Raw genomic sequence first — 21,957 nt, 5'->3', positions numbered from 1 at the left:
TTAGTTTTCCTTCTCCATAGTGGTGTGGGTAGATAGTTGGTGAATGCAGCGTTGGAGCATTACGGGTCCAGTGGGTGTGAGGACGGATTCTGGGTGGAATTGCAGACCTAGCCCCATACCGTCTTTTGTCTCCGCGGCCATCACTACTTCGCCGATATCTGAGGAAGTGTGTGCTAGGCAGCGCATCTCGTGCGGGATATCCGTACAGCCGAGCGAGTGGTAGCGTGCCACCGGAATCTGTGTGCCGAGACTATTTGGTTGATCAGGTTCGGTATCGGTGGCAAGCCCTTGGAATACGGGATGCTGAACCCCGGCTGGCGTGAGAGTCATCGGAACGGATTTCCCGTGTACCGGGCCGCAGGGCGCAACTGCCCCACCGTGGTATTCAAGAAGCGCTTGGAAGCCGAGGCAGACGCCGAGAATGGGAGTGGTGCCCAGGGTGGCGTCGATAAGCTCCATCATGCAGCCGGCCGACCGTGGATGGCCGGGGCCGGGGGAAAGCACAATTACGTCGGGCCGCGCCCCCAATACTTCATCGACCGCAACGGTGTTACGAAATACTGTGGTATCGAACCCAGCTAGGGCATCGACGAGGTTATAGACAAAAGAATCGTGGTTATCCAGAAGGACAATGTGTGGCGAACTCATCGCTGCACCTCCAAGTCGGCACCGTGTGCTACGGCAATGGCATTGAGCACGGCGTAGGCCTTATGCACCGTTTCATCGGCCTCGGCCTGTGGGACGGAATCTTTGACAACACCGGCACCGGCTTGCACTACTGCGGTGCCGTCTTGGACGTAGGCGGAGCGGATGACAATGCAGTTATCCATGGCGCCATCGCCGCGCAAGTAACCTACTGCCCCGCCGTAGGATCCGCGGCGTGTCCCTTCCGTTTGCCGCACCAGCTCGGTGGCACGAAGCTTGGGTGCACCCGTCAGGGTGCCCATGTTCATACAGGCTCGATAGGCATCGAGCGCATCGAAATCTGAGTGGAGCTTCGCCGTGACTCGGGAGACCAAATGCATCACACGGGAGTAGCGGTCCACCTGCAATAGCTCTGCCACCTGGCGGCTACGAGGAACGGCCACCCGCGCGAGATCATTGCGTGCTAGGTCTACCAGCATCGTGTGTTCCGCAATCTCTTTGTGGTCAGTACGCATCTCTAATTCATTGCGGATATCAAGCTCATGGCTGATGCTCCCATCCGGGCGCAGCCCGCGCGGCCGAGTGCCAGCGATGGGATAGAGCTGCACTCCCCTATCTTCCGGCGTGAACCTGAGATTGGATTCTGGCGACGCGCCAAATAGCTCATAGCCGTCGCCACGAACGTAAAACATATAGGGCGAAGGGTTAGTGTCTCGTAACGTCCGGTAGGCCGCGAGGGCGCTTGGACATTCCAGCGCGAAGGAACGCGCGGGCACTACTTGGTAGATATCGCCGGCGTGAATCTTGCGTTGGAGCTTTTCCACGTCTGCGCGAAACGTTGCGTCATCCGCATCAGCCACCGCACGGATCTTGCTTCTCTGTGGTGCCGTGGGGCGTGGGGTCTCCGGCCGCGTGGCTAGGGAATCAAGTTCCGCTTTAAGGTGGTCTTCGTCGATATCCCAGCCCTCTAGGCGCGCAGTTCTTTGCAGGTGGTCTACCTCCAGGACCGTTTGAGCCACCAAGAACTCATAGTCTGGGTAGGAATTCGGCCCCGGTTTAACCTCGGGGAGATCTTCGAAGGTGGCCAGGTAGTCATAAGCGAACCCGCCCCCTAGAAATGGTAGTAGCGGAGAGGAATAGGTGGCCTCTAATTGGAAGAATCGCAGAATGTCAGCGGTTGATTCAGCAAGGAGTCGCTGCCGCTCGTCGGGTTCGGCAGAAGGCGGGAATTCGAATACAGCGGTAGTAGTTTCACGTGAAACTAGGCGGTGGCGGAACCGGTCTCGGAGAGGAGGAAGGAGCACCTCCCCCGCGTTGGTGAGGGCCCGCACCTCCACCCTGTGGCCATGGCACGTGACTCTGAGTGCTGCCTTGAGGATGGCGAGACAGTTGAGGTTTTTCTTAGTCTCGATGTCTGCGCTTTCGAGCAACAGGGAGTCGTGCGGTTGCGCGAGCGCGTCAAATGTGGCGGCCGCATCGCTGTCGTAGGGTATGTCGCGGGTAGCCGTGTATGGCATTGCAGTGCCCTTTCGGAGAGGGTGGGTATGGGAAACGAAAATTAAACTTCCACGAGCACAGGCACAAAAACGCCAAAAGGCCCGCAGAATGCGAGCCTGAAAATAGCTTGCGAAAGATGGCCCGCGGGTTACGCGCGCCACCACCAAGCAGTAGTCATGTTCTTCATGGCAGCTACTTTAACCCAAATTTCTATAACTCGGAAGATATTGCCGATAAATATTCTCACAGCCCGAGCTGGCTTTCTCGCAGAAGAAGCCGTATTCGGGACTTTAAAGACTTTAAAGAAACGAGTGGGGTACTGTTGGGTGCATTAACAAAGGGAAGAAAGGTGATGTAAATGACTATGAGTCCTAATGAGGTAGTGGCAAAGGTTCCTACCCAACTTTTGATTGGAGGCGAGTGGCGAAAGGCATCTTCCGGCGAGACTTTCACGGTGGAAAATCCCGCCACCGGAGAGACCATTGCTACGCTCGATTCTGCTAATTCCGCTGATGCGGTAGCCGCTCTAGATGCTGCTTGTGCGGTGCAAGATGAGTGGGCACGAACCACTCCGCGCGAGCGGGCGAATATCCTCCGCCGGGCCTTCGAGCTGGTACACGAGCGCGCCGATGAGTTCGCGACGCTGATGACACTTGAAATGGGAAAGCCTTTTGCCGAGTCTCAAGGTGAGGTCACCTATGGTGCTGAGTACCTGCGCTGGTTTAGCGAAGAGGCAACGCGCGATTATGGCCGCTATTCCCCCGTTCCGGAGGGCACTTTGCGTATGGTCACACGCCGCAAGCCGGTCGGGCCATGCCTGCTAATTACCCCATGGAACTTTCCCCTCGCGATGGCCACGCGCAAGGTTGCGCCTGCTGTTGCGGCAGGCTGCACCATGGTTCTGAAACCGGCCAAGCTCACCCCACTGACTACGCAGTACTTTGCGCAAACCATGCTCGATGCCGGCCTGCCCAAGGGTGTGCTCAATGTGGTTTCCGGAAGCTCTGCCTCAGCCATTTCGGAGCCTTTGCTTGCCGACGATCGCCTGCGCAAGCTTTCCTTCACCGGCTCCACCCCAGTGGGCAAGACTCTACTGAAGGGTGCCGCGGATAATGTGCTGCGCACCTCCATGGAGCTGGGCGGCAATGCTCCGTTCATCGTCTTTGAGGATGCGGATATCGATCAGGCCGTAGCAGGGGCCATGGGTGCGAAGATGCGCAATATTGGTGAGGCCTGCACTGCGGCCAACCGTTTCATAGTGCACGAGTCCGTGGCGGAAGAGTTTACGCAGAAGTTGGCGGGGGAGTTTAACAAACTCGTCGTGGGCAATGGCCTGGACGAAGGCGTTACCTGCGGTCCCCTCATTGAGGCCAAGGCGCTCGACAATATTGCCGCCTTAGTGGATGACGCAGTGGAAAAGGGTGCCACCGTTGTTACCGGTGGCAAGCGTGGCGAAGGTGAGGGTTACTTTTATGCCCCCACGATCTTGAGCAATGTTTCACGTGAAACCCGCGTGGCCCAGGAGGAAATTTTCGGCCCAGTTGCACCTATCTTTACCTTCAGCGAGGAGGCGGAAGCCCTAGAGTTAGCAAACGAGACGGAATATGGTCTTGCGTCCTATATTTTTACGGAAAACTCAGACCGCCTGTGGCGCGTGGCCGATGGTCTCGAATTTGGCCTGATGGGATTCAATGCCGGCGTCATCTCCAACGCCGCTGCCCCATTCGGCGGCGTCAAGCAATCCGGTTTGGGCCGCGAAGGTGGCGCCGAAGGTATTGAGGAATATACCTCAGTTCAATACCTGGGCATCCGTGACCCTTATGCCAATGTTTAGAAACGCAAGCGTCTGAAAAGACACACAGGCCAGCCGGGCTCCCTTTCGGGGCCCGGCTGCGGCCTAATAATGTAAACATTCATTGAAAATGAGTCTGCCTCCCCGACCTAAAGCATTTATCCTGCTCAAACCGTCAATATTGTTTGCATTGGGCGGCAAAAAGTGAGGCCGAACAAGACCAAGAGGGTTTTTTGATTAACCATTGAAGCTTGCGGGGCGTATAGTTCCTCTCCGTATAATTTAATTCGTATCTCCTTCGCCCGCGCAGTGTGGCCTCATGGCCTGCTCGTGGAGAGGGAATTTTCTTTTTGTTATTTGGAGTGAGTATATGACGTCTACTGAATCTGCAGCGGCTAAGCCGCAGCTGATTACGCCCACGTTCGTTCTCGCGTGGGTGGCTAATTTCTGTCAGTTTTTGGTCTTCTACCTGTCCGTGACCACCATGGCCCTCTACGCGGTAGAGAGCTTCGGGGCATCGGATACCGTGGGTGGTTTTGCCTCCAGCGCCTTTGTTCTCGGTGCGACGTGCATGCGCGTATTCTCCGGCTGGCTCGTGGACCGCGTAGGCCACAAGAAGGCCGCCCTGACCTCCCTAGTCTTCGTCACAGTCGTTGCTGTGGCGTATTTTTTTGCACAGAACGTCGCCGTTCTTATTATCGTCCGTTTCCTGCACGGCACGGGTTATGCTTTGACCTCCACCGCGCTTATGGCAGTGGCACAGTCCGTCATTCCGCACGAGCGCCGCGCGGAGGGTACTGGCTACTTCGCCCTCGGTACTACCTTGGCAACGGCCTTCGGCCCAGCACTCGGCCTCTTCTTGGCTAATAACATTGGCTACAACACGCTCTTTGCTGTAGCGCTAGGCGCTAATGTCGTGTCTTTGGTCCTGGCCTTGGTGCTGCGCTACCCAGCTGAGGTTTCTGCCGAGAAGCCGGCCTTTACGCTGCGCAATGCAGTGCACCCCAACGTGGTTCCCATCGGTCTGTTTATGTTGCTGGTCGGAATCGCCTACTCCGGTGTGGTCACCTATCTCAACGCTTATGCGCGCAAGGAAGACCTTGTTACCGGTGCAGGTCTGTTCTTTATTGGTTACGCAGTAACCATGCTTATCATGCGCTTTGTTTTGGGCCGCATCCAAGACCACAAGGGCGATAACGCCGTGATGTACCTCGGCCTGGCAGCCTTTGTTATCGCCCTGCTCCTCATGGGCTTCCCCACCAACGACGTCATGCTGGTGGTTGCAGGAGCCTGCACCGGCCTAGGTTTCGGTACCCTCAGCCCCGCCTGCCAGGCTATCTCTGTGCGCTCGGTACCCGCCGCACAGATGGGCGCGGGCATCTCCACCATGTTCCTCCTGATGGACCTAGGCATTGGCCTGGCTCCGTTCGGCCTAGGCCCCATTGTTGGGGCAACCGGCTTTGACACCATGTACCTCATCCTTGCGGCCCTCGTAGTCATCGCAGCCATCTACTACTTCTTTGTGCACGGTCGCTTCCCCAAGGCCAAGGGGCACCATCTACACTTCGACGAAGGTAAGTAACACGGCACTCCCCTGTTAGCCTGAAGCATTAAAAGCACACCAGCCACCGAGGTTGGTGTGCTTTCGCTTTAGGTAGACCGTGCGGTTGTAGTTTGAGGGTCCGGAGGCTGGGGGTCGCGCGCAGCGCAGGAACGGAAAACTCGCCGAATAAGAGTCCAGGGTGTAGGGCTAGGCGCGCAGACTGTTGTTCTGGTGAGGGGGCAAGCAGCCAGCCTCGATTACGCGCTGGGCAAGGGTACGGTTGCCCATTTTGGCGGCAAAGGCGATGCGCATAGTGATGTCATGGTTGGGTGGCGCATCCATTGTGATGCAGTCGCCGGGTTGGATGCGGCCGGGAGAAATAATGCGCAGATAAGTACCGCAATCGCCACGGGCGGTCCAACGCTTGAGCCACCCGCGCTCCCCTAGCCAGCCGGCAAAGGTGGAACAGGGTTGGCGGGGAACGGATACCTCAAGTACAGCGGTGCCGATTCTTAGGCGTTGGTTAATGAGTAGAGCGGACAGATCGACGCCTTGGGTGGTGAGGTTTTCACCAAAGCAGCCAGACGCCAGCGGGCGGGAAAGCTCGGATTGCCAGTAGTCCAACTCTTCGCGGGCGTAGGCGTAGATGGCTTTATCATTGCCGCCATGATGTTGGGTATCACCAATTATATCGCCGCGCACGCCGGAACCGTCGCCATAATGGGGACCGGGCGCAGCCACATCGATGAAGGATTGCGGCTGCTTATCGATGCCCGAAAACTCGTGCCGCCCGCTCGGGTCTGGCCGGCGGACGGCGACATTGGTGGAAATGACCTGCATGCCTGCCACACTAGCTGAGCGTGAGCGCCTCCGCGGTGAGAATATCGCGGTAAAACAGCTGCGGAGCGAGGGAGACGGCCTCGGCTAGCTGCGGGAGGGCGCCGTCAAGCGCGGCGGCGAAAGCGGGATCAGCCAGCTTGCCATTGGCCACGCCGCGCGCCGTGATGGCAAAGACGTAGGAGATAAACGGCATCCAGGCGGAATCGCCGAGCTCCGAATTGCCATCACCAAAGGCATCGAGCGCGAGCAAGGTGTGCAGTACGGACTTATCCACACCTAGCTGCTGCAGCGTTACCCGCAGCTGCAGGGCGGTGCTGCGCAGGTTGGAGATGGTGCCCAGGCGGGTGAGCGCGAGGTCGTTGGCAAAGCATTCGCGCAGTGCAGCGATTCGGTGAGCATCGTCGCAGAGCTGATCGTTGGCCGTCGATGGTGTGGGCGCCTCACCTGTGGCGCTCATCAGCAGCATTGGGCGGGTGACATCGTCGACGCCGGTGGACGGCACGCGCGCGAGCGCGGCGGAGCCGTGGGCTTCGATGTAGTCATGGGCGGCGTCGGCAAGCGCGGCCAGCAGTGAGGAAGGCTTTTCGGCCGGCTCCTCGCGGCGGAAATTGCGGGAGACCAAGCCGGTGCGGACAAAGGCGCGCATGCGCTGGCCCGGCTCAAAATCCGCCGCCATGAGGGCATCCATGCTGGCACGCGGATCGGCCTCAATCTCCTTGATGATCGCCTCGAAAGTTTCCTTGGCCTTGGGCGCTAGGCGGCGCATAGCCGCGTAGGTGGGCCACAACCCTTCGGTGTTTGCGGTTTCACCGTCCTGGAAGATGATAAGCGCGCTCGCCGGCGGGTACTGCGGCGCGGCCAAGTCGCTGGCCGGTTCGTCCTCCCGGAAATCCACGATGAGGTGGCCGGCATCCAGCAGCTCCTCGGGCAGCTCGAAGCCTTCCTCGGTGGGGTCCAGTGGCATCGGCTCGCCTGCGGGATTGCCCAGTGGCCAAGCCCATGCCAGCAGCTCCACCTCTTCCTCGTGTGGCTGCTCGGGGACGAGGATGCCATCCTCGATGGTGGCGCGGGAGATCAACGGAGCTTTGCGCACGGTGGCGATGGCGGCATAGATGAGGTCGCTGGCCGCCGTGGCTTCATATTCCATAACGCGCCGGTCAAAGCTGCGCTTTTGGTGCGCTGCGCGCTCCTTTTCCGGCAGGCCCTCGAGATACTCCTCATAGGAGAGCGTGGACCACAAGAGATAAAGCTCCAGCGAGGTCTTTTTCGTCAGTGCAGATTTCAGCGCGCGATTCGGCACGGATAGGCTGGTAGCCGCCTCCGTAGAGCCATTGGCGGTGACGAGGTCCCTGATCTTTTGGTTTTTATCAATGACCACGAATTTTGCCAGCGGTAATGGCTCCGGCGAGTGGATGGTAAAGAGGGCATCGGCATCGAGCTGATCTGCCAGGATGACTTGTTTATCGAGGTAATCGACTGGTTCGGCCGCGGTGCGCTTGACCCGGGTACGAATCGTCGCCGGTTCCACCTGGAAGGTCAGCTCATAGCCGGCTTCGCTGCCGATGGTCTCCTCGCGCACGCTCTCGTCCTCACCAAAGACGCGCTGGCCTTTTTCCATCTGGATGGGCTTGCTCGGCGCAGAAGCCAAGGCATAGCTAAACGGTGAAAGATTGCCCAGGGCGTCGATGAAGCGGAAGTTAGTGCCGCGCGGGCCCTCGTTTTTGGCGCGCATATGCAGTGTTTCCGCGAAGTTAAGGTACTGGATATCCACCAGTTCCTCATCCTTGTACAAGCTAAAGCGGTAACGACCTACCCAGGGATCTTCGAAGGCATCTGCCGGGAGCACCTCGTGGATGCCCTCCGGTAGCTCATCCTCCAGCACGGCCTCTTCTTCCCCACCGATGGGGACATAGGTCAATTCCATGCTGAGCTCAGTGTTCGCGATGACGCGAGGTGACTGGGTATAGACCAGCTCGCCATCCAGCCCGTGGGCATTGGGCAGCGACTTGACGGCCATATCCCAGGCAAAGTCAGGGCTGCCAGACACCTTGATGGTGGCGGGCTCTTGTTGCGGTGCTTCCACCGTGAAGGACTGGCTCACCTCTAGTGGGAAGATGGACCAACCTTCCCAGGCGCCGTGTGAGCGAGCCTCGCCGGCCTTAGCCTTGGTGAATTCCGTGCCAGCAGGGGCGATGAAGGTATATGAGCCCTTAGGTATCGCTGCGGTGGTATCGAGCGGCCGATGGGTGGAATCCAGCACTAAGCCGCCATTGGCCACACCAGCGAATTCCAAGGTGTGCTCCTCAAAGGAGACGCTCAGGTGGCTAAAGGGGTGGGGCATGCTGATCCACAGCCCGGGCTCCTCGCCCTCCACGTAGTAGAACTTACGAGTGTCCTCGCTGTCATTGAGCAGCTGAGCGGACACGGTCCACTGGGGATCCTCTGGCTCATAACCTGCGGTTAAGGCTGGTAGGTACAGCTCCAAAGTGTGGGTGGCTGGGGAGAGGCGCAGGTGCGGAATCCCCTGAAATACCGCTGCGTCTGCAAAAGATGAAAGCTGGCTGCGAAACTTCTCCTGGCTCATTTACCCCAGCCTAGATCATTTTCATGCAGATCTGCATTTTGGCTGCGAGCGGGGGAAATGACCCGAAAGCCGGGGGTGAGTCCAGCGGAGAATTTGGGAGCGCGTGCCCAGCAGGTCGCGGAATGCGCAGCGAACTACACCGCACCGGCACGCGGCTATTACACTGTGTGATTATGAATACCCAGAGCGATTCCACCTCGTACCGCTATACCCCGGAGCTGGCGAACCAGATCGAGAAGACCTGGCAGCAGTACTGGAAAGACAATGGCACTTTCAACGCCCCGAACCCGGTAGGCGAGCTCGCCACCGATGCGGGCGAGCTGCCTAAGGAAAAGCTCAATGTGCAGGATATGTTCCCCTACCCCTCCGGTGCGGGCCTGCACGTGGGACACCCGCTGGGCTATATCGCTACCGATACCTATGCTCGCTATAACCGCATGCTGGGCAAGAACGTGCTGCACACTTTGGGCTACGATGCCTTCGGCCTGCCGGCCGAGCAGTACGCCATCCAGACCGGTACCCACCCGCGCACCACCACCGAGGCGAATATTGAAAACATGCGCCGCCAGTTGGGCATGTTGGGACTCGGCCACGATCCGCGCCGCTCCGTAGAATCTACGGATCCGGAGTTTTTCAAGTGGACGCAGTGGATTTTCCTGCAGATTTATAACTCCTGGTTCGATGAGGAGCAGCAAAAGGCTCGCCCCATTGCGGAGCTCATCAAAGAACTAGAAGCCAATAAGCGCACCACTAAGGACGGCCGCTATTACGAGGACCTCACCGAAGAGGAAAAGGCCGCAGCAATTGATGAATTCCGCCTAGTTTACCTGTCTAATTCCACGGTGAACTGGTGCCCAGGCTTGGGTACCGTGCTGGCAAACGAGGAGGTCACCGCAGAGGGCAAGTCCGAGCGCGGCAACTTCCCCGTATTTCGCAAGAATTTGTCCCAGTGGATGATGCGCATTACCGCCTATTCCGATCGTCTGCTCGATGATCTAGAGCTTTTGGATTGGCCGGAGAAGGTCAAGTCTATGCAGCGCAATTGGATTGGGCGTTCCCGCGGCGCGGAGGTTTCCTTCCCCGCTGAGGGCTACGAGATCGAGGTCTTTACCACCCGCCCGGATACGCTCTTCGGCGCCGAGTACGTGGTGCTGGCCCCAGAGCATGAGCTTGTCGACGCCCTCCTCTCCCCCATCCCTTATGACGATGACGTAGACGAGCGTTGGACCTACGGTCACGATGATCCCAAGGAGGCCGTGGAGTCCTACCGCACCGATATTGCCGCCAAATCTGATCTAGAGCGGCAGGAAAACAAGGAAAAGACCGGCGTCTTCCTTGGCACCTATGCCACCAACCCGGTCTCTGGGAAAAAGGTCCCGATCTTTATCGCGGACTACGTGCTGACCGGCTACGGCACCGGCGCCATCATGGCAGTTCCAGCGCACGATACCCGTGACTACGAGTTTGCCAAGACCTTCGGCCTGCCCGTTACGGAGGTTGTTTCTGGCGGCAACGTGGACGAAGAAGCCTGGACCGAGGACGGTGCCCTGGTTAATTCTGCCAATGACAAGGGCCTAGATCTCAACGGCCTGAATAAGGCCGAGGCTATTGCCAAGGCCATTGAATGGCTGGAAAAGGACGGCTCTGGCCGGGAAAAGGTGCAGTATAAGCTGCGGGATTGGCTCTTCGCCCGCCAGCGCTACTGGGGCGAACCCTTCCCCATCGTCTATGACAAGGATGGCTTTGCCCACGCCCTGCCAGAATCCATGCTGCCAGTGGAGCTTCCAGAGGTAGAAGATTATAAGCCGGTTTCTTTTGATCCAGAGGATAAGGATTCCGAACCACAACCCCCGCTAGCTAAGGTGCGCGACTGGGTCGAGGTAGAACTTGACTTGGGTGACGGCCCGCAGACCTACTTCCGCGATACCAACGTAATGCCGCAGTGGGCAGGTTCTTCCTGGTACCAACTGCGCTACATCGATCCCCGCAACGATGAGGCATTCTGCGATATTGAAAACGAGCGTTATTGGACGGGCCCGCGACCGGACCAGCATGGCCCACAGGATCCGGGCGGTGTCGACCTCTATGTCGGCGGTGTCGAGCATGCCGTACTGCACCTGCTTTACTCCCGCTTCTGGCATAAGGTGCTCTTTGACCTGGGATTTGTCAGCTCTCAAGAGCCCTACCGTCGCCTGTACAACCAGGGATATATCCAGGCCTATGCCTACACCGATTCCCGCGGCGTGTACGTGCCAGCTGCTGAGGTAGAAGAAAAGGACGGCAAGTTCTACTACAACGGAGAAGAGGTCAACCAGGAATACGGCAAGATGGGCAAGTCCCTGAAGAATGCTGTAGCTCCGGACGATATCTGCCGCGACTTTGGTGCCGATACCCTGCGTGTGTACGAAATGTCCATGGGACCGTTGGACACCTCCCGCCCGTGGGCTACCAAGGACGTCGTCGGCTCCCAGCGCTTCCTGCAGCGCCTGTGGCGCCTTGCCGTCAATGAGGACACCGGAGAGCTGGCCACTACCGACGCCAATTTGAGCGAGGGTGATCTCAAGCAGCTGCACCGCACCATCGCAGGCGTGCGCGATGATTATGAGAACCTGCGGCTCAATACCGTGGTGGCCAAGCTCATCGAGTACGTCAACTACCTGACCAAAACCTATCGCACCGAGGCACCGCGCGCCGCCGTCGAACCAATCGCCCAGTTGGTCTCCCCCATCGCCCCGCATATCGCGGAAGAACTGTGGCAGCGCTTTGGCCACGACGAGACCATTACCTATCAGCCCTTCCCCACCTTTGAGGAAAAGTACCTGGTAGATGATGAAATCGAGGTGCCCGTACAGATCAACGGCAAGGTCAAAGCCCGCATCAACGTGGCTGCCGATGCGGACCAGGAGGCGGTCTTCGAGGTTGTTCTGGCCGATGCCAAGATCGCCGAACTGACTAGTGGAAAGAACGTAGTGAAGAAGATCTACGTGCCGGGCCGCATGGTCAACCTCGTCGTCAAGTAGTCACTCCTCCCAAAACTCCGTGGCGCACAGCGCTATGCCGTGTGCCCGGATTCCCTGGCCGACCTCCAGTTTCTCGTTCACAATGAGCGGCAGGCCGTCGAGGTCGCATACCCAAAACTCCCCCATGCCCAGCTCATTGCTGTGCTTGGCGATGTGCCCGATGGTTCCCGCCACCTCTACCTGCGGGTTGAGCATGCTGGGCTTTAAGTTCCGATAAAAGCGCTCGGTAGCAGGAGAATTCAAAGAAAATTCCTCCGGCTCCCCCACCTCGTACCGCAAGGCCACAACCGCCGGCTGGACCTGTCCCTCTAGCTTTTCGCCTCCGACGGGGTTTCCCGCTGGCAGGGCAAAGGGTGCATCCGCCAGTGCTGCGAACCGTAAATCCCCCGTCTCCACAATGCCGATATAGGGCGTTGCGCGATAAATCGTTCCTAGGGCCTGTTCCCCTCCCCGATACGAAGGAACTGCGGCCCACTCCCCTTCGTACTCCATCGCGGTGACCGCCATATCGGACGGATCTGCGTGAAAAAGGACTCGATCAAATCCAGGTGCATCCCATATTTCGCGGCTTGTGGGTAGCTCTGCGATGAGCTCTTCTATATCCATTAGATCAAAACCACATGTGCTAAATAGCTTATCCATGCTCGCCATTTTAAACACTTCGGTCGCTTCTCCCGAGACGCCGTTTGTTCCAGCGGACGGATCGCTACTAAGACTTTTTGTTTAACTATTTAATTTTTGCGGCAATAACATAACGGATTAAATATTTGGATAACCCGGCCAATAGTGTTCCAAAAGCAAAGCAATTATGACTTTGGCCCTAAAGATGTAGGGGCATTAAATTGTTGACATGCTATACGCCCGCCGTATTAACGTAGTAGGAGTTGTTGTATCAACTCCCGATCGCCTAATGGGTTGCTAGATCAACTGCGCTGTTTAAGCTGTTAAATAACGGCAATCGAAGGAGGATAGCCATGCGTGTGGAGCAGAGTGCGGCATGGGGAGATTTTGTCACTATGCAAGAGGTGCTGCATGCGCGACTTTCTGCACAGTTGCAGAGAGACTCTAGTCTAAGCGAAGCGGACTATGCGGTCTTGGCGGTGTTGCATCGCCGCCGCAAAATTCATACCCGTCCGCACGAATTGGGGACGGAACTACGATGGGAAAAATCGCGCCTGCATCGACAGCTGGTGCGCATGGAATCACGAAAATTAGTCTCCAGGCGGGAAGCACCGGAACTTGGGCCTCGAGCCATTGAAGTCACTGTGACGGAAAAGGGAAGTGCCGCCTTCGGTGCGGCAATAGCGCGCCACACCGCCGCAGTTGATGAAATCGTGGTGAGCACCCTTAGTGACGAAGACCTACAAACTTTGGGGGAAATTTCTCGGAAGTTGTTGCGTGGGATTGATGAGCAGGGCGCTGGAGAGCTCGCTTCTGAAGCCTAACCGCGTATGCAAAAGGCACCCGCCATGACGGCGGGTGCCGGGGAATTTTACCTAGGGCGCGGCCTAGGAAATCTTGAGGACGGTGCGTCCGTGGTGGGTGCCCTCTAGAAGAGACTTGGATTCCTCGACCACGTCCGAAAGTGGAATCGTTGTGGTCAGGGACTCAAGAATGGAACGGTCTAGCTTGCGGGCCAAGAGCTGCCAAGCGTTCTGGCGGTAGTGCAGTGGGGCGTCTACGGAATTGACGCCTGCCAAGTGCACATTGCGCAGAATGAATGGCAGCACGGTGGTGGGAAGATCCGGGCCGGCGGCCATACCGGTGGAGGCGACGGTACCGCCCCAAACCGTGCGAGCCAATACATTGGCCAAGACATGGGAACCGGAGGTATCGACAGCACCGGCATAGGTAGCCTTCTGCAAGGGTTTTCCGGCCTCGGCGAACTCGGCGCGGTCCACAATGGTGTGGGCACCGAGCTCGTGAAGATACTGGGAATAGTCATCTGGACGGCCGGTCATGGCGTGGACCTCGTACCCGGCATTGGACAGGAGGTTCACGGCGATGGAGCCGACACCGCCAGTTGCGCCGGTGACCAAAACGGGGCCATCGGGAAGCCCGCGCAAAGAGTTGACGCACAGTGCAGCGGTATAACCCGCGGTGCCGACAGCGGCTGCCTGTTCTGCGGTGAAGTCTGCGGGGAGCGCGACGGTGGCCTGGGAGTTAACGCGCTGCTTCGGGGTGTAGCCGCCGTGGCGGAACTCGCCAAGGCCATCACCGAAGGAGGCGACCAAGGTACCCACCGGTAGACGCTCTACGCTGGACTCGGCAACGGTGCCGACCACGTCGATGCCTGGAACCAAGGGGCTGGTGCGCATCACACCGCGGTCGCCCGCGATTGCCATGGCGTCCTTGTAATTCAGGGAAGAATAAGAAACATCAACGGTAAGGTCACCCTCGCTGAGGAACTCTCCCTCTTCAAAGGAGGTCGTGACGGTTTTGTCTTCGTTGCGAGTTACTAGTAGCGTGCTCATGCTCACCATCGTACGTTAAATGTGATGCAGGGATTCGACAGCGAATCTCCCGGGAATTTTTCAGACAGGCTTGTTAACTTGGGCATTATGACGACGACCACTGGATCCACCCGCACTTCGCACCAGGTAAGGGCGCAAGGCGCGCCTTCCAAGCGCACGTTGTGGCGCAGTGCTGGCGTTGCCTGCGTGGTCGTTGTGGTGGCTATTGCCGTAGCTACAGTGGGCAAGCCGTTTATTGATATTCCCGGCGTGCTCGATGCCTCTGCACATGCCCGCCGCAGCCTGGATCTGCAAATGTTCAACGGCTTTAATAACCCTCATCCGTGGTGGGGGCCGTGGACCAATACCTTGGGCAATATAGCGCTCTTTTTCCCACTTGGCGCGTGCTTGGTAGTGATGGGGCAAAATTCGCGCCACGTCCGCTTTGGCCGTGGCGGAACCATCCTTCTAGCGATGGCGCTCAGCTTGGGCATCGAAACTACCCAATATGTATTCTCACTGGGCTTTAGCGATGTCGACGATGTGGTTTTCAATACCCTTGGAGCGTCCTTGGGCGCGTTCCTAGTTAGCCGCAAGAGCGCACAGGCGCAGCTGCGAGCCGTCCGCGCTATCGGCTGGATGGCCGCATTGGGCTTGGGTGCCCTCGCCGCTGCGATTGTGGCCGGAGTAATTGTCTAAGTACCCAGGCTGACGCGGTGCCCGAAATTAAACATATCGAGGGAATCTCCCTCTTCGAGGCACTCAAACATACCGGCGGCGTCGGTGGGAACTATGCCGGTTACCTGTGATACCCCGTAGTCCTGAAGGAGAATAGGGGCCAGAGGCGTTGAGGGCCCCAAGATTACATTGATGGACTCGCGGGAGAGCTCGAGCAAGCGGGGCGCGGTCTTATTCACAAAGGCGGAGCCGGTAATGAAGACATAATCGCACTCGGGCAGTATGTACTCGGCGGCGGAATCGGGGTAGTCGCCCTCATTGAGTGAACGCTCTAGCATATAAAAATCCGCCGCCTGGTTGAGCGCCTTAGGCGCAAAAGGGAAGTGGCCAATGACGGCGACCTTCTTACCCGCGACGGCTTCGCGGAAGGGATCGAAGATGTGGGGCCAGGGGGCATCGGCAAGCGCAAAGCCATGTTCATCGGCCACGGAAGGTGTGGAGTAATAGGAATTGAGCGCAGCCATGCCGAAGGATGCCTCTGAGAAATTCCAACTCTTGGCCAGTTGTGCGATGGCGCGCAAGGGAACGCCGGAGTATTCGGCGCTCATCTGGGCGGGGCGGGAGGTAGCTGACATGGTCATGGCCACGCCGCAGCTAGGACTTTCGGTGTAAACGCGGGTCCACCGCGGGTTTTGGGCGGCGCGGGAGACCACTATGTCACGGGGAATGGCATCGATGAGGTCATCGTAGAGATCCCAGGCGGACATGAATAAACCAGCTTTTCCTTATCGTTTGGCACTGCTTGTGAGGAGGCAGTTTAGTCGAATAGGTGGGGAGCACCCTATAGCTTTAGTCACATATATTCGCAACGGCTTGTGCAGTCTGTTTAGCAAAGGGGCTTACCCCAGTAATGGTGGCGGAGCCGGGGCCGGTCCAGGTGCCGTAGCCTACGAGGAAGAGACCGTCGACGGTGGGGGAGGTGCCCGCAAGGAGCCTGCGGATGGGCCGGAGAGCAGGCCGGAAGCCGGTACACCAGATGAGGTGGTCTGTGTTGACCTCATCGAGGGATGAAAACATTGGAGTGGCCTGCAAGAGCCCGGAATCCCGCGCCCGCAAGACAGGTGGGACCATCACGATATCGCCCAGGTTCGAATCCGCGCCGGGGTCTGGTTCGCCGCGCAGCATTGCGTTGAGGCGGGCGCGATTGCGCTGAAACAGGACTCGACCATCAACATCATCGGGCATCCACCGCGGGGAGCTGCGGGTGTACCAGGTTGTCTCTACGCCGGAGAGTAGGAGCTCGGCCGCGATTTGGGCACCGGAATTGGCCGCGCCCACGACCGCCACGGTAGATTCGGCAAAGTCCGCGGGGCCTGGATAGAAGGCGGAATGCCATTGCCTTCCGCCAAAGTTGCCGGGGTAGTAGGGAATAAAAGGTGCGGACCACGTTCCCGTTGCCGCTACGACCGTGCGCGAGGTGAGTTTCTCTTCCCCCGCATAAACGTGGAAGTACGCGCCGTCATGGGTCACCTCATCCACTGTGACTGGCCGACGAATGGGCAGTTCATAACGCTGCTCATAGCGTGCAAAATAATCAATAACATGGCTGGCCGGTGGAAAGCCCTCGTAGTGGGGCATGGGCCATCCTGGCAGGTTGGAAGAGGCCGCATTGCTAAAAAGCGTCAGGGAGGGCCAGGTATGGCGCCAGGCTGCGCCAGGACCGGATTCTGCATCCAGAAGGACAAAATCTAGGCCCTTCTTGCGCAGGTAATAACCCACCGCGAGGCCTGCCTGGCCGGCACCAATGACTATGCAGTCCAGCATCAAATGAGCTTTCTCTCTCGTGCCACGGTCACCGCGGCGGTGCGGGTTTCCACGCCCAACTTTTGGAAAATATGGATGAGGTGGGTCTTGACCGTGGCCTCGGAAATGAACAGCTGCTTGGCTAGCTCCTTATTAGAGGAACCGCTAGATAACGCCCGCAAGATTTCCAGCTCGCGGGTGGACAGTGATTCTTGCGGTCGGCCCACACGCTGGGCGAGGAGATCCACAACCTCCGGCGCTAGGGTGCGGCGGTGCGCGGCGGTATTGAGCACGGCTTCGTGCAACGCCTGCTCGGGGGAGTCCTTGAGCAGGTAGCCCATCGCGCCGGCTTCCACGGCGGCGAGGATATCGGCCTGCGTGTCATAGGTGGTCAAGATGAGCACGGGCGGGCCGCCGGCGTCTACTACGCGCTTGGTGGCTGCGATGCCATCCACGTCGGGCATCTGGATATCGCAGACTACAGCGTCTACCTGCGGGGCATCTGCAGTAAAAAGCTTATCCACATCCGCGCCGGTGGAGCCCTCCATTACTACCTCGACATCGGAGAAGGTATTGAGGATGGCGCGCAGGCCGGCGCGGACCACTGGGTGATCATCAATCAGCATGACATTAACCATTGCTTCGCTCCTTCAGCGGGATACGGGCGGCCAGGGCGGTGCCTTCGCCCGATTCTAGGTTCATAGTGCCGCCCACGCTCTCCACGCGGTCGCGCAGGCCGGTAAGCCCGAAGCCATGATCCTTATTATCCCTGCTAGGGGAGGCGGTTACGCCGCCTCCATTATCAACAACGTCCAGGGTGACAGCATCTTCGAAAAGTCCGAGCGTGACCACCGCGCGCGAGGCGTGGGCGTGTTTGATGACGTTATTGAGACCCTCCTGCGCGGCCCGCACAATGACCTTTTTGATTTGGGCAGGCACCTTGCCGCTGCCGGAGACCACCAGTTCAAAGGTGGTATCTTCGCCCAAGGCTTTCACGCGGCTGCGCATTTGGGATAGCAGGGAATTGAGCTGGGTTTCCAGCCGCTCATCGGGGCCGGCGAGCTCTCGGACAAAGCGGCGGGCCTCGGCGAGATTCTCGCTGGCGACTTCCTCGATAATTTCCAGCTGTTCTTCTTTGGTTGCTGGATCAGTGGTGCCGCGGGCCGCACGGGAGAGCAGCAGAATAGAACTAAGACCTTGTGCGACGGTGTCATGAATCTCGCGAGAGAGCCGCTCGCGCTCCTCCAGCCGGCCGGCTTGGTGCTCGCTTGCGGCTAGCTCGGCCTGGGTTTCGCGCAGCTGCCTAGCGATGTCCCTGTGGTGCGCCGCCTCCGCCTGCAGTCGCCGCTGGATGAAAAAGACCGTGGCCGCAAAGGCGGTACCGATAAGCGGTCCTACCGCCGCAGCGATGGACCAGCCCTCAGGATGTAGCCAGGCGGGGATGAAAGCGGCAGCCGCCCACAATATGGCGATGGATACCAACCCAGGAACGGTGGGCAAGGCGCGCAGAAAGACAAAAATAAGCGGGAATTCCAGCCACATGAAATCCTGCGCATGGACCATCAAGCCCAGCCAGAGGAGGCAAAGTCCACCCAGCCAAAGCCACGTGGGCAACCAGCGTTGTGCGGCATACACCACGGCGAGTGCGATGGCTAGGCCAATAACGCGGGCATCGAGCCGGCCGTCCACGTAGGCACGCGCTACGCCGAAGACCAGCAGAAACGCGAACATGGCGTGCAAACCATAGACCCATAATTTCTGTCCTTTAAACACAACCACCCAGGATATCCGCGCAAGGGTGGACAGTGAATCAACCACTTGGTTGACTAGAGGTTCAGCGAGCTGGCCGATTACTTCTGACCTGCATAAAGCGAATATAGAAGTATGTTCCTAGCAATCAGAGAAATCACCACAGCGCGCGGCCGCTTCGCGCTTATCGGCGGCACGGTTGCGCTCATCACCCTTTTGCTGGTGATGCTCTCCGGCCTAACGGAGGGCCTTTCCAAGCAAAATACTTCCGCTTTGGAGTCCCTGGAAAAGGAGTACCCGTATATTTCCTTCTCTACCGAGGACCCCTCCTTCAGCGAGTCCGCGATGCATGCCGGCGATATCGCCAGCGACGGTATTCCCCTCGGCGCGGCGCAGACCAAGCTGGAGGGTCACGGCGGCGTTGCCGTCCTCAGCTTGCCAGCCGGCACCCAGGTTCCGGGCACCGATAAGACCATCCCAGAGCAGGGCGTGCTCCTGCCAGATTCCATCGATGCGGCCGAAACCGTCACCCTAGGCGGCACCGATTTCTCGGTGGAGGGCACTGTTCCGGAGACCATGTACTCCCACTCTGCGGTGGTATGGGCTTCCACCGAGTCTTGGCAGCAGATTAGCCACGCCCCGAAGGGCGTGGTGAGCACCGCCGCACTGTATAAGCATGAGGTTCCCGGCTCCGTCAAGGTTTCCAAGTCCTTCACCGGTCTGGCGGGCTATCAGTCTGAACGCGGCTCGCTGCTTACCATGCAGGGCTTCTTGTACGGCATCTCCGCGCTAGTCACCGTCGCTTTCTTGACCGTATGGACCATTCAGCGCACCCGAGAGCTGTCCATTTTGCGCGCGCTGGGCGCCACCGTGCGCTACCTGCTGCGCGATGCCCTGGCACAAGCCGCCATCATCTTGGCTGCCGGCACCATCCTGGGCGCTGTCGTTGGGTGGGCGCTCGGCGCGCTCGCCTCCGGCACCGTTCCTTTCGATGTCTCTTTGCGCAGCATTGCCGTTCCTGCGGTTGGTATTTGGGTCCTCGGTATGGCCGGCGCCCTCGTCGCTACCCGCCGCGTAGCTAAAGCCAACCCACTCGATGCACTTGGAGGAAACGCTTAACATGTCCACCATTCTTGATATTCGCAATGCCACCGTGACCTACCAGGACGGCGAGACAACCACTACTGCGCTTGCCGACGCCTCCCTCAAGGCCGAATCCAATAGCCTGACCGCCATCGTGGGCGAGTCTGGCTCCGGCAAGTCCACTCTGTTATCCGTAGCCGCTGGGCTTATTACCCCGGATTCTGGTTTCGTACAGGTAGATGGCACCCGGTCCATCATCTTTCAGCAGGCCAACTTGCTGTCCTCGCTCAATGTGCGCGACCAACTATTGATTATGGATCACATCGCTGGCCGCAAGCTGCGCCCACAGCGTGCCGATGAGCTATTGGACTTTGTGGGCCTGGCAGGTATGGGAAACCGCCGCATGGGCCAGATGTCTGGCGGCCAGCGCCAGCGCGTCAATATCGCTCGTGCGCTCATGGAGCAGCCAGACCTGCTGCTGGCGGATGAGCCTACCTCTGCGCTCGATTCTCACCTTTCCCAGGAGATCATCCGCCTTTTGCGCGATGTCACCCAGGAGATGAAGACCGCTACCGTGCTGGTGACCCACGACCGCTCCCTGCTGACCTTCGCTGACCGCGTGGTCGAGGTCAAAGACGGCCACGTTTCTGAGCAGGAGAAGGTTTCCGCGCTCAGCTAGCGTCGCATCACTAGCAACCGTGCGATTGCTTGGGGCACCGCCGCGGCAATCTGGGAGGCAGAGCAAATCCCAAAGCCGTCTGGGGTATGGGCGGCAATAGCGGCAGCGTGTTGGTGTATGGCTGCGGCGTGCAAAATCTCCGCAATGATCCCCTTCGCATCTACCTCAGCAAAATTCAGCTGGGCTAGCGTGGCGCCGAGGATGCCAGAAAGCACGTCACCGGATCCGGCGGTAGCTGCATAGGAGTGCCCCGCGTTCATGCCATAAATTTCCTGCCCGGGAGCCGTGACCGTGGTGATCCGGCCTTTGTGCAGGATAAAGCAGTCGAGCGACGCGGCAAGCTCCTGTAGGCGTACGCCTAAGCCCTCCGAAAGATCGAGTGCGCGGCCAAGCGTAGCCGTATAGAGCCGCTCAAATTCCCCGGCATGCGGGGTAAGAACCGTGCAAGGATGATCGCGCACAAGTTCGCGCAGATCCTCATTTGTTGCGAGCACCGTGAGCGCATCCGCATCGATAACTGTAGGAAGCTTGCGTGCTAACACGCTTCGCAATTCCGCTTCCGCTTTCGGCCCGGTGCCTCGCCCTGGGCCTACTACCCAGGCTTGAGCATGGACCTTTTCTTCGGCGCTTGCATGGGGCACTACCTCCGGCAGGCTTGCGACCACAGAGTCATTTCCTACGACGCGGACCATGGAGGGGGTGGCCCGCACCGCGCCCGTGGCGGCGAGTATGCCCGCGCCGGGAAAGGTAGTGCTGCCAGCGCATACCGCGGTAACCCCACCGGTGTACTTGGTGCTTTTTGCCCCCGGCGTCGGATCCAGAATTGGCCCCGTGCAGCCCACCGGCTTTGGGGCGGTAACCAGGCCTTGGTCACCCGTGAGTACCGGCTCGGTTGGCCACTGATAGGGCAAGGGGATGGTGGGTTCATTGGCGATATGGCCCACCGGTTCTGCGGTGGCAGACAGCTCTTCTGCAAAAGAGCGCGGCGCGCCTGGCAAGAGGAGATCGCAGAGCACCACCGCGCCGCATTCTGGGGCACAGACGTGTCCGGCGCGGGCCCAGCCAAAGCTAATGGTCACGTCCGCTTCCACCGCATCGGTCGCAGCCACACCGGTATCGGCGTTAATTCCGGAGGGAATATCCACCGCTAATACTGGAACTCCACGCTTTTTGGCTTCGGCATAGGCGCTGAGCGGGGCACCGGAAAGGCCGCGGGTGGAGGAGAGGCCGGCGACGGCGTCGATAAGCAGATCGGCATCCTCCAGACTGTGCACAATGGCCCCGCCGGCCGCGGTAAACGCCTGCAGTGCGGGTTCGTGGGCGCTATCCGCCGCGAGGATGGCCTCGACTGAATAACCATCTTCCGCCAGGAAAGCGCCAGCGTAGAGGCCATCGCCGCCATTGCCGCCTGGGCCGACGAGGATACTCACTCGCCGCCCAGGGCCGAGCATGGCTGCGGCCGTGGCTGCTACGCCGCGCGCGGCCAAGCGCATGAGCTCATCGTCAACGTTTTGCTGGGCTAGAAGGGAATGCTCCGCCGCACGGACGGCAGCAACGCTATAGGCATATCGCATGCCCGCCAGAATAGGCC

Annotated in this window: 18 protein-coding genes; 7 read left to right on the top strand and 11 right to left on the bottom strand. The window is 59.0% G+C overall.

Annotated elements, in window-relative coordinates:
• Together ACP8J1_RS11535 and ACP8J1_RS11530 are read right to left on the bottom strand one after the other, a co-directional pair.
• Nucleotides 1-648, bottom strand: coding sequence for an anthranilate synthase component II (locus tag ACP8J1_RS11535; RefSeq protein ID WP_023020166.1), 648 nt, complete (start codon nt 646-648; stop codon nt 1-3).
• Nucleotides 645-2,162, bottom strand: coding sequence for an anthranilate synthase component 1 (locus ACP8J1_RS11530; protein ID WP_023020165.1), 1,518 nt, complete (start codon nt 2,160-2,162; stop codon nt 645-647). Before ACP8J1_RS11530 ends, ACP8J1_RS11535 begins: the two co-directional genes overlap by 4 nt.
• 338 nt (nt 2,163-2,500) lie before the next feature.
• On the opposite strand from ACP8J1_RS11530, the gene ACP8J1_RS11525 reads away from it, so the two are divergent.
• Both ACP8J1_RS11525 and ACP8J1_RS11520 read left to right on the top strand, forming a co-directional pair.
• A complete protein-coding gene (locus ACP8J1_RS11525) occupies nt 2,501-3,976 on the top strand; it encodes an NAD-dependent succinate-semialdehyde dehydrogenase (protein ID WP_302517741.1) in 1,476 nt (491 codons plus the stop codon).
• A 328-nt stretch (nt 3,977-4,304) separates the two neighbouring features.
• Complete coding sequence (locus ACP8J1_RS11520) at nt 4,305-5,516, top strand: MFS transporter (RefSeq protein WP_023020163.1); 1,212 nt, start codon at nt 4,305-4,307, stop codon at nt 5,514-5,516.
• Between the two features lie 168 nt (nt 5,517-5,684).
• Here ACP8J1_RS11520 and ACP8J1_RS11515 read toward each other — a convergent pair whose 3' ends face one another.
• Both ACP8J1_RS11515 and ACP8J1_RS11510 read right to left on the bottom strand, forming a co-directional pair.
• Nucleotides 5,685-6,317, bottom strand: a complete 633-nt coding sequence (locus ACP8J1_RS11515) for an MOSC domain-containing protein (protein WP_023020162.1) — start codon at nt 6,315-6,317, stop codon at nt 5,685-5,687.
• Nucleotides 6,318-6,327: 10 nt separating this feature from the next.
• A complete protein-coding gene (locus tag ACP8J1_RS11510) occupies nt 6,328-8,901 on the bottom strand; it encodes a hypothetical protein (RefSeq protein WP_023020161.1) in 2,574 nt (857 codons plus the stop codon).
• Between the two features lie 173 nt (nt 8,902-9,074).
• Between ACP8J1_RS11510 and leuS the strand changes: the two genes are divergently transcribed.
• Complete coding sequence (gene leuS, locus ACP8J1_RS11505; protein ID WP_034656067.1) at nt 9,075-11,921, top strand: leucine--tRNA ligase; 2,847 nt, start codon at nt 9,075-9,077, stop codon at nt 11,919-11,921.
• On the opposite strand, the gene ACP8J1_RS11500 is transcribed toward leuS, so the two are convergent.
• The gene (locus ACP8J1_RS11500) at nt 11,922-12,563 is read right to left on the bottom strand and encodes a hypothetical protein (protein WP_232212566.1); all 642 of its coding nucleotides are present in this window, start codon (nt 12,561-12,563) and stop codon (nt 11,922-11,924) included.
• A 332-nt stretch (nt 12,564-12,895) separates the two neighbouring features.
• Here ACP8J1_RS11500 and ACP8J1_RS11495 point away from each other — a divergent pair, with 332 nt between their 5' ends.
• Nucleotides 12,896-13,366, top strand: coding sequence for a MarR family winged helix-turn-helix transcriptional regulator (locus tag ACP8J1_RS11495; RefSeq protein ID WP_486696761.1), 471 nt, complete (start codon nt 12,896-12,898; stop codon nt 13,364-13,366).
• Between the two features lie 63 nt (nt 13,367-13,429).
• On the opposite strand, the gene ACP8J1_RS11490 is transcribed toward ACP8J1_RS11495, so the two are convergent.
• On the bottom strand, nt 13,430-14,404 hold the full coding sequence (locus ACP8J1_RS11490; protein ID WP_034655607.1) for an MDR family oxidoreductase: 975 nt from the start codon (nt 14,402-14,404) through the stop codon (nt 13,430-13,432).
• Between the two features lie 78 nt (nt 14,405-14,482).
• On the opposite strand from ACP8J1_RS11490, the gene ACP8J1_RS11485 reads away from it, so the two are divergent.
• On the top strand, nt 14,483-15,073 hold the full coding sequence (locus ACP8J1_RS11485) for a VanZ family protein (protein WP_232212565.1): 591 nt from the start codon (nt 14,483-14,485) through the stop codon (nt 15,071-15,073).
• On the opposite strand, the gene ACP8J1_RS11480 is transcribed toward ACP8J1_RS11485, so the two are convergent.
• From ACP8J1_RS11480 to ACP8J1_RS11465, 4 genes are all read right to left on the bottom strand, one after another.
• Nucleotides 15,070-15,819 carry a DUF364 domain-containing protein gene (locus ACP8J1_RS11480; protein ID WP_023020155.1) on the bottom strand — a complete coding sequence of 250 codons (750 nt, stop codon included), beginning with the start codon at nt 15,817-15,819 and terminating at the stop codon, nt 15,070-15,072. The two genes, ACP8J1_RS11485 and ACP8J1_RS11480, sit on opposite strands and share 4 nt — an antisense overlap.
• 82 nt (nt 15,820-15,901) lie before the next feature.
• Nucleotides 15,902-16,876 carry an NAD(P)-binding domain-containing protein gene (locus ACP8J1_RS11475; protein ID WP_023020154.1) on the bottom strand — a complete coding sequence of 325 codons (975 nt, stop codon included), beginning with the start codon at nt 16,874-16,876 and terminating at the stop codon, nt 15,902-15,904.
• A complete protein-coding gene (locus ACP8J1_RS11470; RefSeq protein ID WP_023020153.1) occupies nt 16,876-17,493 on the bottom strand; it encodes a response regulator in 618 nt (205 codons plus the stop codon). The genes ACP8J1_RS11475 and ACP8J1_RS11470 overlap by 1 nt, the downstream gene beginning before the upstream one ends.
• Entirely contained in the window at nt 17,486-18,586 is a 1,101-nt protein-coding gene (locus tag ACP8J1_RS11465) for a sensor histidine kinase (protein ID WP_232212564.1), read from the bottom strand. Before ACP8J1_RS11465 ends, ACP8J1_RS11470 begins: the two co-directional genes overlap by 8 nt.
• Nucleotides 18,587-18,739: 153 nt before the next feature.
• Here ACP8J1_RS11465 and ACP8J1_RS11460 point away from each other — a divergent pair, with 153 nt between their 5' ends.
• Entirely contained in the window at nt 18,740-19,723 is a 984-nt protein-coding gene (locus tag ACP8J1_RS11460; protein ID WP_023020151.1) for an ABC transporter permease, read from the top strand.
• Between the two features lies 1 nt (nt 19,724).
• A complete protein-coding gene (locus ACP8J1_RS11455; protein ID WP_023020150.1) occupies nt 19,725-20,366 on the top strand; it encodes an ABC transporter ATP-binding protein in 642 nt (213 codons plus the stop codon).
• On the opposite strand, the gene ACP8J1_RS11450 is transcribed toward ACP8J1_RS11455, so the two are convergent.
• A complete protein-coding gene (locus ACP8J1_RS11450) occupies nt 20,363-21,940 on the bottom strand; it encodes a bifunctional ADP-dependent NAD(P)H-hydrate dehydratase/NAD(P)H-hydrate epimerase (RefSeq protein WP_023020149.1) in 1,578 nt (525 codons plus the stop codon). The two genes, ACP8J1_RS11455 and ACP8J1_RS11450, sit on opposite strands and share 4 nt — an antisense overlap.
• Nucleotides 21,941-21,957: the final 17 nt, after the last annotated feature.

The sequence above is a fragment of the Corynebacterium sp. LaCa_205 genome (assembly GCF_057458085.1).
The sequence above is the reverse complement of the archived record's forward strand: the minus strand, read 5'-3'. Positions and strand labels throughout refer to the sequence as shown.

Bases quoted from the DNA above. Each gene is read 5' to 3' on its own strand.
- ACP8J1_RS11535 (WP_023020166.1), bottom strand. From the start codon at position 648: ATGAGTTCGCCACACATTGTCCTTCTGGATAACCACGATTCTTTTGTC.
- ACP8J1_RS11530 (WP_023020165.1), bottom strand. From the start codon at position 2,162: ATGCCATACACGGCTACCCGCGACATACCCTACGACAGCGATGCGGCC.
- ACP8J1_RS11525 (WP_302517741.1), top strand. From the start codon at position 2,501: ATGACTATGAGTCCTAATGAGGTAGTGGCAAAGGTTCCTACCCAACTT.
- ACP8J1_RS11520 (WP_023020163.1), top strand. From the start codon at position 4,305: ATGACGTCTACTGAATCTGCAGCGGCTAAGCCGCAGCTGATTACGCCC.
- ACP8J1_RS11515 (WP_023020162.1), bottom strand. From the start codon at position 6,317: ATGCAGGTCATTTCCACCAATGTCGCCGTCCGCCGGCCAGACCCGAGC.
- ACP8J1_RS11510 (WP_023020161.1), bottom strand. From the start codon at position 8,901: ATGAGCCAGGAGAAGTTTCGCAGCCAGCTTTCATCTTTTGCAGACGCA.
- leuS (WP_034656067.1), top strand. From the start codon at position 9,075: ATGAATACCCAGAGCGATTCCACCTCGTACCGCTATACCCCGGAGCTG.
- ACP8J1_RS11500 (WP_232212566.1), bottom strand. From the start codon at position 12,563: ATGGATAAGCTATTTAGCACATGTGGTTTTGATCTAATGGATATAGAA.
- ACP8J1_RS11495 (WP_486696761.1), top strand. From the start codon at position 12,896: ATGCGTGTGGAGCAGAGTGCGGCATGGGGAGATTTTGTCACTATGCAA.
- ACP8J1_RS11490 (WP_034655607.1), bottom strand. From the start codon at position 14,404: ATGGTGAGCATGAGCACGCTACTAGTAACTCGCAACGAAGACAAAACC.
- ACP8J1_RS11485 (WP_232212565.1), top strand. From the start codon at position 14,483: ATGACGACGACCACTGGATCCACCCGCACTTCGCACCAGGTAAGGGCG.
- ACP8J1_RS11480 (WP_023020155.1), bottom strand. From the start codon at position 15,819: ATGTCCGCCTGGGATCTCTACGATGACCTCATCGATGCCATTCCCCGT.
- ACP8J1_RS11475 (WP_023020154.1), bottom strand. From the start codon at position 16,876: ATGCTGGACTGCATAGTCATTGGTGCCGGCCAGGCAGGCCTCGCGGTG.
- ACP8J1_RS11470 (WP_023020153.1), bottom strand. From the start codon at position 17,493: ATGGTTAATGTCATGCTGATTGATGATCACCCAGTGGTCCGCGCCGGC.
- ACP8J1_RS11465 (WP_232212564.1), bottom strand. From the start codon at position 18,586: ATGTTCGCGTTTCTGCTGGTCTTCGGCGTAGCGCGTGCCTACGTGGAC.
- ACP8J1_RS11460 (WP_023020151.1), top strand. From the start codon at position 18,740: ATGTTCCTAGCAATCAGAGAAATCACCACAGCGCGCGGCCGCTTCGCG.
- ACP8J1_RS11455 (WP_023020150.1), top strand. From the start codon at position 19,725: ATGTCCACCATTCTTGATATTCGCAATGCCACCGTGACCTACCAGGAC.
- ACP8J1_RS11450 (WP_023020149.1), bottom strand. From the start codon at position 21,940: ATGCGATATGCCTATAGCGTTGCTGCCGTCCGTGCGGCGGAGCATTCC.